11 protein-coding genes and 1 pseudogene are annotated in these 12276 nt (G+C 70.4%); 11 read left to right on the top strand and 1 reads right to left on the bottom strand.

Annotated features, from left to right (window positions below):
* The first annotated feature begins 80 nt into the window (after nucleotides 1–80).
* The 10 genes and pseudogenes from ABZ904_RS01345 to ABZ904_RS01300 all read left to right on the top strand — a co-directional run bounded on the left by ABZ904_RS01345 (nucleotide 81) and on the right by ABZ904_RS01300 (nucleotide 10326).
* On the top strand, nucleotides 81–314 hold the full coding sequence (locus tag ABZ904_RS01345; protein ID WP_359390225.1) for a hypothetical protein: 234 nt from the start codon (nucleotides 81–83) through the stop codon (nucleotides 312–314).
* Between the two features lie 10 nt (nucleotides 315–324).
* Entirely contained in the window at nucleotides 325–519 is a 195-nt protein-coding gene (locus tag ABZ904_RS01340) for a hypothetical protein (protein WP_361003082.1), read from the top strand.
* A gap of 338 nt (nucleotides 520–857) precedes the next feature.
* Nucleotides 858–1136 (top strand): Sec-independent protein translocase subunit TatA, encoded by a 279-nt coding sequence (gene tatA / locus ABZ904_RS01335; protein WP_361003085.1) that lies wholly within the window; start codon nucleotides 858–860, stop codon nucleotides 1134–1136.
* Nucleotides 1137–1182: 46 nt separating this feature from the next.
* Nucleotides 1183–2127 carry a twin-arginine translocase subunit TatC gene (gene tatC, locus ABZ904_RS01330; protein ID WP_359389683.1) on the top strand — a complete coding sequence of 315 codons (945 nt, stop codon included), beginning with the start codon at nucleotides 1183–1185 and terminating at the stop codon, nucleotides 2125–2127.
* Nucleotides 2128–2279: 152 nt separating this feature from the next.
* Nucleotides 2280–5087, top strand: coding sequence for a DEAD/DEAH box helicase (locus ABZ904_RS01325; RefSeq protein WP_361003089.1), 2808 nt, complete (start codon nucleotides 2280–2282; stop codon nucleotides 5085–5087).
* Nucleotides 5088–5680: 593 nt separating this feature from the next.
* On the top strand, nucleotides 5681–7294 hold the full coding sequence (locus ABZ904_RS01320) for an ATP-binding protein (RefSeq protein WP_361003091.1): 1614 nt from the start codon (nucleotides 5681–5683) through the stop codon (nucleotides 7292–7294).
* On the top strand, nucleotides 7291–7698 hold the full coding sequence (locus ABZ904_RS01315; protein WP_361003094.1) for a roadblock/LC7 domain-containing protein: 408 nt from the start codon (nucleotides 7291–7293) through the stop codon (nucleotides 7696–7698). Before ABZ904_RS01320 ends, ABZ904_RS01315 begins: the two co-directional genes overlap by 4 nt.
* A complete protein-coding gene (locus tag ABZ904_RS01310) occupies nucleotides 7695–8129 on the top strand; it encodes a DUF742 domain-containing protein (protein ID WP_361003096.1) in 435 nt (144 codons plus the stop codon). Before ABZ904_RS01315 ends, ABZ904_RS01310 begins: the two co-directional genes overlap by 4 nt.
* Nucleotides 8110–8729: pseudogene (locus ABZ904_RS01305) on the top strand (ATP/GTP-binding protein). Before ABZ904_RS01310 ends, ABZ904_RS01305 begins: the two are co-directional and overlap by 20 nt.
* Before the next feature lie 79 nt (nucleotides 8730–8808).
* A complete protein-coding gene (locus ABZ904_RS01300; RefSeq protein WP_359389696.1) occupies nucleotides 8809–10326 on the top strand; it encodes a cytochrome P450 in 1518 nt (505 codons plus the stop codon).
* Nucleotides 10327–10330: 4 nt separating this feature from the next.
* Here the strand turns inward: ABZ904_RS01300 and ABZ904_RS01295 are convergent, their stop codons facing one another.
* Complete coding sequence (locus ABZ904_RS01295; protein ID WP_359389699.1) at nucleotides 10331–11272, bottom strand: pseudouridine synthase; 942 nt, start codon at nucleotides 11270–11272, stop codon at nucleotides 10331–10333.
* Nucleotides 11273–11564: 292 nt separating this feature from the next.
* On the opposite strand from ABZ904_RS01295, the gene ABZ904_RS01290 reads away from it, so the two are divergent.
* Nucleotides 11565–12215: a PadR family transcriptional regulator gene (locus ABZ904_RS01290; protein WP_359389702.1), complete on the top strand. Its 651-nt coding sequence runs from the start codon at nucleotides 11565–11567 to the stop codon at nucleotides 12213–12215.
* Nucleotides 12216–12276 lie beyond the last annotated feature (61 nt).

Genomic DNA, 12276 nt, shown 5'->3' with positions numbered 1-12276 from the left:
AGCGGCCCGAGGCTTTGGCCGATGCGGCGGCGCAGGCGGCCGAGGCCGCGGAGGTGTCGGTGCGGACGGCGTTCGCCGGTATGAGAAGGGTGGCGGACGTGGTCTTCAGGGCCGGCTGCCCGGACTGCCGGGCCCGCTTCGAGCTGGGGGCGAGCGCGCTGCGGCTGGCCATCGGTGCCACCAGCAAGACCACCTTCTACTCGTTCACCTGCCCCGAGTGCGGCGCCTCGGTCCGCAAGCCGGCGGGGGACCGCATCGTCGAACTGCTCACCGGGGGCGGGGTGCGGACCCTGCGGCTGCACTCCACCCTCTAGGCTCGACGTCATGTTCTGGCCGATGCTCGCGATCGCCCTCGGGTTCCTGGGGCTCGCCGTTCTGGGTGTGCTCGCCGTCCGCGTGTTCGTGGAGGCGGAGCGCCTCGGACGGCAGGTCGCGGACTCGACGCGCCGTATCAACCGCGCCGCGGAGGACCTGGAGCGGGTGTCCGTCGGCGCCGCCCGTGCCGCGGAACGGATATGAACAGGGTGTGAGTCCGCAGCGGGCACCGGTTCGGCCGACACCGCGTGCGGGAACGTTTCCGCAGACGCGCAGCCAGTTCAATGGGGTCTCCGTGTGCCGCACATCTGCCGCCCGCCGACAGGGGACGGCTTGCCGCAGCCTGTCTTCTTCCGTACGTGGACAGGTACGCTCTGATCGCGGCCCGCAGATCGAGGCTCGGACCGCAGACCGGGAGTACGCACAGGGATTGCCCCGCGTTCACCCCTGGGCGTTACGATCGCTGAACGGGCGTCGGACACATGTCCGACTGTTCGGACAGCACGCCCACCCATGCCGCCTCGGTGAGAAGGTAAAGACTTATGTTCGGAAGGCTCGGAGCTCCCGAGATCATTCTCATCCTCGTCGTCATCATCCTGCTGTTCGGCGCGAAGAAGCTTCCGGACATGGCGCGCTCCCTCGGCAAGTCCGCGCGCATCCTGAAGAGCGAGGCCAAGGCGATGAAGGACGAGGGCAAGCCGTCCGCCCCCGCCGGCCCGCCGAACGACGAGGCGTCCGCGCAGCGCACCATCCAGGCGGCCCCCGGTGACGTGACCAGCTCCCGCCCGGTCAACGAGCCCACGGACACCACCCAGCGCTGACGCAGGGCCGGATCCATCGGCCCGCCGCATGAGATGAGGACGTGGGTTGCCCAAGCCTGCCCGCAAGGAGAAGGACCCCGAGGGGCGGATGCCCCTTGCGGACCACCTTCGTGAGCTCCGCAACCGGCTCGCGAAGGCGATGTTGGCCATCATCCTGGTCACCATCGTCGCTGCCTTCTTCTACAACGACATCATCAACTTCCTCACCAAGCCGATCCTCGACTCGGTCGGCTGCGGGAAGACCTTCGCGGAACTGGCGAAGTCGACCGACCACACCCAGTGTGCGCGGATCACGATCAACGGCCTGCTCGCCCCCTTCACCCTGGCGCTGCAGGTCTCTCTCATGGCCGGTGTCGTGTTCGCCTCGCCGGTCTGGCTGTACCAGCTGTGGGCGTTCGTCGCGCCGGGCCTGCACCGGCACGAGCGGAAGTACGCCTACGCGTTCGTGGGCACCGGCGTTCCGCTCTTCCTCGGCGGCGCGTACTTCGCCTACCGGGTGCTGCCCACCACCGCGAAGGTGCTCATCGACTTCACGCCGACCGGCGTGGACAACCTGCTGCCGCTCGACGACCTGCTCCAGCTCGTCACGCGCATGGTCGTCGTCTTCGGGCTCTCCTTCGAGCTGCCCCTGCTGCTGATCATGCTCAACCTCACCGGGGTGCTCACCGGCCGGCGGATGCTCGGCTGGTGGCGGGCCATGATCCTGGGCATCACGGTCTTCGCGGCCGTGGCGACCCCGAGCACCGACCCGATCTCCATGCTGGCGCTGGCCGGGCCGATCTGGGTGCTCTACTTCGGCGCGGTCGCCTTCTCGCTGCTCAACGACCGGCGCAAGCGGATCCGCGACGCCGGAGGACCGGGCGACGACGAGGCCTCCGACCTGGACCTCACCCCCGAGGACATCGGCGAGGTCGAGTCGGTCTCGGCGGGCGGTGCCGCGGCCGAACCTTCCGGCACGGACCGGGTCAACGGCTACGACGACGTGACCTGACCGGCACGGTCGCGGAGCGTCCCGCCACCGTCGCAGTCAGCGGGCCCCACCGGTGTACCGGTCGGGGCCCTTGTCGTTCCCCCGCCGGTCACGGGCCCGATCCTGATAATGATCGTCCCGTTGTCAGTGGGGCCGGTACGCTCGAAAGTACGATGACACAGGACCTCTCACCGGCCGAGCGGTACGCGGCAGCCCGCAGGCGCGCTGCCGAGCAGGCCACCGCGCTCGCCTCCTTCCGCGAGATGTACGACTTCGGCCTCGACCCCTTCCAGATCGAGGCCTGCGAGGCGCTCGAGGCGGGGAAGGGCGTACTGGTGGCCGCGCCCACCGGCTCCGGCAAGACGATCGTGGGCGAGTTCGCCGTCCACCTCGCCCTGCGGCAGAGCAAGAAATGCTTCTACACGACACCCATCAAGGCGCTGTCGAACCAGAAGTACTCGGACCTGTGCCGCCGCTACGGCGCGGACAAGGTCGGCCTCCTCACCGGCGACAACAGCGTCAACTCGGACGCCCCGATCGTCGTGATGACCACCGAGGTCCTGCGGAACATGCTCTACGCGGGTTCGCAGAGCCTCCTCGGCCTCGGCTACGTGGTCATGGACGAGGTGCACTACCTCTCCGACCGCTTCCGCGGCGCCGTGTGGGAGGAGGTCATCATCCATCTGCCCGAGTCGGTGACGCTGGTGTCACTGTCGGCGACCGTGTCGAACGCCGAGGAGTTCGGCGACTGGCTCGACACCGTCCGCGGCGACACCGAGGTGATCGTCTCCGAGCACCGGCCCGTGCCGCTGTTCCAGCACGTGCTGGCCGGGCGCCGGATGTACGACCTGTTCGAGGAGGGTGAGGGCCACCGGAAGGCCGTCAACCCCGACCTGACCCGTCTGGCCCGGATGGAGGCGAGCCGCCCCTCCTACACGGACCGCCGGCGCGGTCGCGCCATGCGCGAGGCCGACCGCGAGCGGGAGCGCAGACAGCGCGCCCGGGTGTGGACGCCCAGCAGACCGGAGGTCATCGAACGGCTCGACGCCGAAAGCCTGCTGCCCGCCATCACGTTCATCTTCAGCAGAGCCGCCTGCGAGGCCGCCGTCGAGCAGTGCCTGTACGCCGGGCTGCGGCTCAACAGTGAGGAGGAGCGCGAGCAGGTGCGCGCCCTCGTCGAGGAGCGCACCGCCTCGATCCCGCCCGAGGACCTGCACGTCCTCGGCTACTACGAGTGGCTGGAAGGCCTCGAGCGCGGTATCGCCGCCCACCACGCGGGCATGCTGCCGACGTTCAAGGAGGTGGTCGAGGAACTCTTCGTACGCGGCCTGGTCAAGGCCGTGTTCGCCACCGAGACCCTGGCGCTCGGCATCAACATGCCCGCCCGCTCGGTGGTGCTGGAGAAGCTCGTCAAGTGGAACGGCGAGCAGCACGCGGACATCACGCCCGGCGAGTACACCCAGCTGACCGGCCGCGCCGGCCGCCGCGGCATCGATGTCGAGGGCCACGCGGTCGTGTTGTGGCAGCGCGGGATGAGCCCCGAGCACCTCGCGGGCCTCGCGGGCACGCGTACCTATCCGCTGCGCTCCAGCTTCCGGCCGTCGTACAACATGGCCGTCAACCTGGTCGAGCAGTTCGGCCGCCACCGCTCGCGCGAACTCCTCGAGACGTCCTTCGCGCAGTTCCAGGCCGACAAGTCGGTCGTCGGGATCTCGCGCCAGGTCCAGCGCAACGAAGAGGGGCTCGAGGGCTACAAGGAGTCCATGACCTGCCACCTCGGCGACTTCGAGGAATACGCCCGGCTGCGCCGCGAACTGAAGGACCGTGAGACGGAGCTGGCCCGGCAGGGCGTCGTACAGCGCCGCGCAGAGGCGGCGGTCGCCCTGGAGAAGCTCAAGCCCGGCGACGTCATCCACGTCCCCACCGGCAAGTACGCGGGCCTCGCCCTGGTGCTCGACCCGGGGCTGCCGGCCGGCCGTTCCAACGGCCATCGCGGCTTCGAGCACCAGGACGGCCCGCGCCCCCTGGTGCTGACCGCCGAGCGGCAGGTGAAACGGCTCGCGTCCATGGACTTCCCGGTGCCGGTCGAGCCGCTGGAGCGGATGCGCATCCCGAAGTCGTTCAACCCCCGCTCACCGCAGTCCCGTCGGGACCTCGCCTCCGCGCTGCGCACCAAGGCCGGCCACATCCCGGCGGAGCGGCACCGCAAGAAGCGGTCCGCGGCCGCCGACGACCGTGAGATCGCCCGGCTGCGCACGGCCCTGCGCGCCCACCCCTGCCATGGGTGCAACGACCGTGAGGACCACGCCCGTTGGGCCGAGCGCTACCACCGCCTGTCGCGCGACACCTCGCAGCTGGAGCGCCGTATCGAGGGCCGGACGAACACCATCGCCCGCACCTTCGACCGCATCGTCGCCCTGCTCACGGAGCTGGACTACCTGCGCGCCAACGAGGTGACCGCGAACGGAAAGCGCCTCGCGCGGCTGTACGGCGAACTGGACCTGCTGGCCAGTGAATGTCTGCGCGAGGGTGTCTGGGAGGGGCTCGCCCCGCCTGAACTGGCCGCGTGCGTCTCGGCGTTGGTGTACGAGGCCCGGGTGGGTGACGACGCGATGGCGCCGAAGCTGCCGTCGGGCAAGGCCAAGGCCGCGCTCGGCGAGATGGTGCGCATCTGGGGCCGGCTCGACGGCCTCGAGGAGGAGTTCCGGATCAACCAGACCGAGGGCGTCGGCCAGCGCGAGCCGGACCTCGGTTTCGCCTGGGCCGCCTACATGTGGGCGAGCGGCAAGAGCCTCGACGAGGTGCTGCGCGAGGCCGAGATGCCGGCCGGCGACTTCGTGCGCTGGTGCAAGCAGGTCATCGACGTCCTCGGCCAGATCTCGGCCGCCGCGCCCGTGGAGGGCTCGACCGTGGCGAAGAACGCGCGCAAGGCGGTCGACGCGTTGCTGCGCGGTGTGGTGGCGTACTCCTCGGTGGGGTGACGGTCGCCCGCGCCTGAGATTTCGGAGCGGCAGGCGGCTCTGCGGCTTGCGGACCGTGTTCGGTCGATCGCGCCCACGCGGCGGAGCCGCCTGCAGCTCCAGGGCCCCTCAGGGGCGCCGGCCCGCGCGGCGGTTCAGACAGGCCCGCCAGCCCCCGTACCGCGTGATGTTCCTCGGCGTCCGCGAGGGTGCTCGGCTCGCACAGGAAGCCGGCGACGGCGGACGCCGCACTGCGCGTCGCCGGGGCTTGACACTCCCTCACCTCACCCCTGCGAAGCGGGCGTTCGTTCGGCGAGCGCCCTGACTCGCATACCAGTACGCCGTGACGTTGCGTGTTCAAATAATGCCGCAGCGTGCAAATAGGCTGAGATTACTCCCGCCCCTGAGGGCATTTCAGGTGCTTGCTGAATATGACACGGCGATGATCCGGCCGGACTAAGCTCGCCCGCGACGCACCGAGTTGAGGTGAAATCACACGTCTGTTGATAAATACACCGAGAATTCCGTTTCATCCCCCACATCTGACCCGGAATATACCCCCGCTTTCCCGCTGCAATCCTCCCGAACCAGCCGATTCATCTCAGAGGGCATACATGGTGAGTGTCCCATCGCCTCCCGGTGGCCGTGAACTTCCCTACGTGCGCGAGTTGTTGGTGCCGGCCATACTGACGGCGGCGGCGACGGGGGCCGCCGCCGCGGTGGTCGCGGATCAGGCCCGGGCCCCGGTCGGCTGGTGCGGAGCCGTCGCCACGGTCCTGGTGACGGCCGTCGCGGCACTGGCGGCACGCCGCGGTTGCACCGTCCGCGCCCTGCGTGCCGACTTCGCGCAGCGCACCGCCTACCTGGAACAGCGCATCGCCTCCCAGGACGACGACATCGAGTACTTCCGCAGCGAGATCCTGCCCCGGGCCCTCGACGCCCTGCGCGGCGGCGTCTCTCCCGCCGAGGTGATCCGCACGGTCGTCGACCGCAGTCCGCAGTTCCGCGGCCTTCCCCAGCCGCAGCGGCAGCTTCTGCGGACCCTGCTCCAGATCGTCGACCGCGAGATCGCGCTGCGCGACTCCTCGCAGCGCGCCTTCGTCAACATCGCCCGCCGCGTCCAGGCCATCGTCCATCAGCAGGCCAAGGAACTCAGGGAGATGGAGGAGGACCACGGCCGCAGCCCCGAGGTCTTCGACGACCTGCTGCGCATCGACCACGGCACCGCGCTGATCGGCCGCCTCGCCGACTCCATCGCCGTCCTCGGCGGCGGCCGTCCCGGGCGCCAGTGGCCCCAGCCCGTCCCGCTGTACAGCGTGCTGCGCGGCGCGATGTGCCGCATCCTGGAGTACCGCCGCATCGAGCTGCACTCCATCGCCAAGGTCAACATCAAGGGCATCTCGGTCGAGCCGATCATCCACGCCGCCGCCGAACTCCTCGACAACGCGACGCGCTACTCGCCGCCCCAGACCAAGGTGTACGTCACCGCCACCGAGGTGCAGACCGGCATCGCCGTGGAGATCGAGGACGGCGGCATCAGCCTCAGCGAGGAGAGCCGCGCCAGGGTCGAACGCAAGCTCGCCGAGGCACAGGCCGGTGTCGACGTGCAGGAGCTCGGCGAGGCCCCGCGCCTCGGGCTCGCCGTCGTCGGGCGCCTGTCGTCGATGTTCAACATGCATGTCTCGCTGCGGCAGTCCGCCTACGGCGGCGTCCGCGCCATCGTCGTGATCCCCAACGACATGCTCACCACCGACCCCGCGCCGGGGTTCGCCCACGGCATCGGCGCCACCTCGGTGCCGACCCTGGACAACGACGGAGTCGAGGGCCCCGAACGCAAGGCCAAGAAGCGCCGCCCCACCACCGGGCCCCGGATCCCGGAGCAGATCGCCATGGAGGACGACGTCCCGGTGGTCACCGAGTGGACCGCGGGCGGGCTGCCGCAGCGTCGCAGCCGGGTCAAGATCCCGCTGAGCCGGCGGATCGCTGAGGCCGCCGCGGCCGAGGCGGCGGCCAAGGCCGCGGAGGCCGCGACGCACTCCCCGTGGACGCCGGAGCCGGAACCGGAGAAGGAGGAGCCGCCACCCGGGCTGTGGGTCGAGGCGTTCATGAACGGGCTCAAGGCCGACCCGGACCCCAACGCCTTCTCCGCCGGGCCTCCGGCCGACGATCCGCACTTCACCGACGACGAACCGGCAGCCGCCCAGGCCGACGAGGGGGACTTCAAGTGATCCAGCAGCGAGGCAACTTCGACTGGTTGCTGAAGGAACTCGCCGACGGCGTACCGGGTGTGCACCAGGTCGTGGTGCTCTCCGCCGACGGACTGCGCATCGCCCGCTACGGCGGCGACCCCGACGCGGCCGACCGGGTCGCCGCGGCCTGCGCCGGGCTGCAGAGCCTGGCCGGAGCCGTCGCCGCCGAGATCCCGGACAGCGACGGCCGGATGCGCATGGTCATCATCGAGATCGACGGCGGCTACTTCTACATGATGGCGGCCGGCCCCGACGCGTACCTGGCCGTGCTCGCCGACACCGTCGCGGAGGCCGGGCTGATGAGCAACCGGATGCGCGACCTGGTCCTGCGCATCGGCTCCCACCTCACAAGTCCGCCACGCCGCAACGGGCAGGCCGTATGACTCCTCCGCAACGCCGTCGGCGTCACCCCGAACAGCAGCCTCCGCCGGAGCCCGGCACACCTGATACGCCCGACACAGCGGGCACCGGGGAGGAGGGCGAGGCGAAGAACCCCGAGCGGTTGTACATCCTCACCGGCGCGACCGACGGGGGCGAGCGGGCCCCCATCGACCTGGTCACCCTGATCGTGGCGAGCGCCGACCCACCGCCCACGGCCACGCCGGAGCACTCGGCGCTGCTCCGGCTCTGCCGGGCACCCCTGTCCGTGGCCGAGATCTCGGCCTACCTCAGCCTGCCGTTCAGCGTGGTGACCGTGTTGCTCACCGACCTGCTGGCGGCCGAACTGGTCCAGGCACGCGCCCCCGTCGTCCGGCAGGTGACGCCCGACCGTTCCCTCCTCGAAGCGGTGATGCATGGACTGCAAAGGCTCTGACACCATCCCGGGTCCACGGGCCGAGGACCACCTGCCGCACACCACGCAGGCCGCAGTCAAGATCGTGATAGTGGGCGGCTTCGGAGTGGGCAAGACGACCATGGTCGGTTCGGTCAGCGAGATCAGGCCGCTGACGACCGAGGAGACCATGACCCAGGCGGGCGTCGGGGTCGACGACAACTTCGGCTCCGACAGCAAGACGGCCACCACCGTGGCCATGGACTTCGGCCGGATCAGCATCACCGAGCAACTGGTGCGGTACCTGTCGGCACCCCGGGCCAGGAACGCTTCTGGTTCCTGTGGAACGGCCTGTTCGAGGGCGCCCTCGGCGCGGTCGTCCTGCTCGACACCCGCCGCCTGGAGGTGAGCTTCGACGTCATCGGCCGCCTCGAGGAGCGCGGCGTGCCCTTTGTGATCGCCGTCAACTCCTTCCCCGACGCCCCGCGTTACCCCATGGAGGAGCTCCGGGCGGCACTCGACCTGCCCGACGAGATCCCGTTCGTGGAGTGCGATGCCCGGCGCCGGGCCTTCAGCCGCGAGGTACTGATGACGCTGATGCGCTTCCTGCACGCCCTGGCCGTGACCCGCGCACCCGTCTGACCCGCACACGCACGCGCCGTACCCGTCCCCGTCCCCAGCCCCCGACACCGGACCCGACCTCAGACTCGGAGCGATCACCGTGACGCCTGAATCCCACTCCCTGACCGGCCGGGACCTCACCAGTACAGATGACGCCGGACCCGTCCCGCCGCCCGGCTGCCCGGCCCACGGCCGCGGCCCCGGCGGAGCGCACCGGCTGTTCGGCTCCGAGGCGGGGGACCTGGGAGCCCTCTACGAGAAGATGCGCGCCGAACACGGTGCGGTGGCGCCCGCGCTGCTCCACGACGACGTGCCGATCTGGGTGGTGCTCGGACACAGCGAGAACCTGCACATGGTGCGTTCCCCCGTGCACTTCACCCGGGACAGCCGGGTCTGGGCACCGCTGCTGTCCGGCCACATCAAGCCCGACCACCCACTGACACCGCACTTCGCCTGGCAGCCCATCTGCTCGTACGCCGAGGGAGACGAGCACCTGCGGCTGCGCGGCGCCGTCACCGGCGCCATCTCGACCATCGACTACCGGGGGCTGCGCCGCTACATCAACCGCGCCACCCAGGCCCTCGTCAACCGGTTCTGCGAGGAGGGCCGCGCCGACCTGGTCGGCCAGTTCGCCGACCATCTGCCGATGGCGGTGATGTGCGAGGTCCTCGGTATGCCCGACGAGTACGGCGACCACATCGTGCATGCCGCCCGCGACATGCTCAAGGGCACCGAGACCGCGATCGCCAGCAACCAGTACATCGTGGACGCCCTCACCCGGCTCACCGCCGCGCGCCGGGCCCAGTCCGAGGACGATTTCACCAGCCATCTGATCAACCACCCGGCAGGGCTCACCGACGACGAGATCAGGGAGCATCTGCGGCTGGTCCTGATCGCGTCCTACGAGGCCACCGCCAACCTCCTTGCCAATGTGTTGCGGGTGGTGCTCACCGATCCGCGGTTCAGGGCCCAGCTCAACGGCGGGCAGATGACGGTGCCCGAGGCGGTTGAGCAGTCCCTGTGGGACGAGCCGCCGTTCAGCACCATCCTCGGCTACTTCGCCAAGCAGGACACCGAACTGGGCGGCCGGCGCATCCGCAAGGGCGATGGACTGCTGCTGGGCATCGCGCCCGGCAACGTCGACCCCCGGGTACGGCCCGACCTCGCCGCCGGCATGCAGGGCAACCGCTCCCACCTCGCCTTCGGTGGCGGCCCGCACGAGTGCCCGGGTCAGGACGTCGGCCGTGCCATCGCCGACACCGGCGTCGACGCGCTGCTGATGCGGCTGCCGGACATCCGGCTGGACTGCGACGAGGACCAACTGCGCTGGACCGGGTCCATCGCCTCGCGCCACCTGGTGGAGCTCCCGGTGCGGTTCGAGCCGAGGCCGCCCCAGGAGGAGACACAGCGGCCCGCCATGCACGCGGTGCCGCACCAGCGCCCCGGCTGGCTGATCACGACTCCCGGACCCGAGACCACCGGGCCGGCGCTCGAGCCGGCGGCCGCTCCGCCGGTGTCGCCCCACCCCGCCGCCGGGCCGTCCCCGGCGGACCCGGCCGGCGAGCGTAGCCGCCCCGGACTGTGGCAGCGGGTGCTGCGCTGGTGGCGGGGCGACTGAGCCGCTATCGGGCCCACTCGTCGTACGCCGACCAGGCCTGGAGGATCCGCCCGCTGACGAAGCGGTGCTCGCGCCCCGTGACCGGATCGGTGAACTCCAGCGACCGCGCCAGGAGTTGGAGCGGGTGCCGGAAGTCACCGTCCGGTCGCGGGTCGGCGACCAGCGGATAGAGGGGATCGCCGAGGATCGGCAGTCCCAGCGCGTTCATGTGCACCCGCAGCTGGTGGGTCTGGCCGGTGCGGGGGAGCAGCCGGTAGCGCCCGCGCCCGCCGTGGTGCTCCAGCAGTTCGATCCGGCTGACCGCGTTGGGCTCGCCCGTGACCTCCCGGGCCGCCATGACCCCGCGCTCCTTGACGATCCGGCTGCGGACGGTCAGCGGCAGCGCGACCTCGGGCCGGTAGGGGGCGACGGCCTCGTACTCCTTGAGGACCCGCCGGTCGCGGAACAGCGTCTGGTAGCTGCCGCGCTCCTGCGGCCGCACCGTGAACAGAACCAGCCCGGCGGTGAGCCGGTCGAGCCGGTGGGCGGCCGACAGGGCCGGTATGCCGAGATCGCGGCGCAGCCGGGCGAGGGCGGTCTCGGCGACATGGCTGCCGCGCGGGGTGGTGGCGAGGAAGTGCGGCTTGTCGCCGACGACGATGTGCTCGTCGCGGTAGACCACCTCGACCGGCTCGGGCACCCGCACCTCGTCGGGCAGCGCACGGTGGAACCACACGTACATGCCCGGTACGTACACCGCGTCGGGCGGGACGGCACGGCCGTCCGCCCCGACGATCCGGCCCGCGTCGAGCATGCCGTCGATGACCCCGTCCCCGGCCGCGAGCCGGGCCACGAGATGGTCCCGCACGGTGGCCCACTCGCCGTCGAACGGGAGCCGCACCCGTACGGGATCGACCCCGTCGCGCTGGGGGAGGGGAGAGGGCGGGATCCGGGCCTTACGTCGCATCACCGCCAAGCGTACGAGGTACCGCGGTGGCCTGGCCGATCAGGCGGATGGGTCCCGGGCGGCTGGCTCCGCTGCCAGAGCCCGGCGGATGGAAGGCGATCGGCATTCCGGTGCCGGCCGTCTTCGGGGACTCTCGGCGACCAGTCCTGCGGAGCCACCGCAGGGCCGCCACCAGCTCTGCACCGAAGGTCTTGCGTACCGCGAACGCGATACATCGTGTGTATTGACTCCCGGATCCCGGTCGCGATATGTTCGTGCACGGATATTCGCGGACGGATCGAGGTGAACCTCCGTGGCGACGAAACGCCGAAAGCTGGCCAACCCGCTGGCACTCGCGGTCATGGTGCTGCTCACCGAGAAACCCATGCACCCGTACGAGATCGCCCAGACTCTGCGCCGCCGTGGCAAGGACACCAGCCTGAAGATCAACTACGGGTCGCTCTACACCGTCGTCCAGAATCTGGAGAAACACGGTTTCGTCGAGGTCGCCGGTGTGCAGCGCCACGGCAACCGGCCCGAACGCACGCTCTACGGCATCACGGACGCCGGCCGGGAAGAGGCCACCGAGTGGCTCTCGGATCTGCTGGCCGTCCCCGCGCAGGAGTTCCCCATCTTCGAGGCGGCGCTCTCGCTCATGGGAGTGCTCCACCCCGACGAAGTGGCCCGTCTCCTCAGGGAGCGGCTGGACACCCTCGAGGTGCAGGCCGCGAGCGCGCGCGGTGGCCTGGAGAAGCTCTACGAGACGCTTCCCCGGCTCTTCCTCGTCGAGACCGAGTACAAACTCCACATGATCGAGGCGGAGGCCGCGTGGGTGCGCGGCTTCCTCGCGGAGATCAGGTCGGGCACGCTGCCCGGCGTCAAGGAGTGGCGGACCTTCAGTGAGACGGGGGAGGTCCCCGAGGAGTTTGCGCAACTGGACGGCGGCGAACGCGAAAGTCCGTAGCCGCCACAAGGAAAGGACCCCGGCAGGGCTGTTGCAGCAGTCCCGCCAGGGTCTCGAACCC

The organism is Streptomyces sp. NPDC046900, from assembly GCF_040644975.1.
GTDB lineage: Bacteria > Actinomycetota > Actinomycetes > Streptomycetales > Streptomycetaceae > Streptomyces.
The sequence above is the reverse complement of the archived record's forward strand: the minus strand, read 5'-3'. Positions and strand labels throughout refer to the sequence as shown.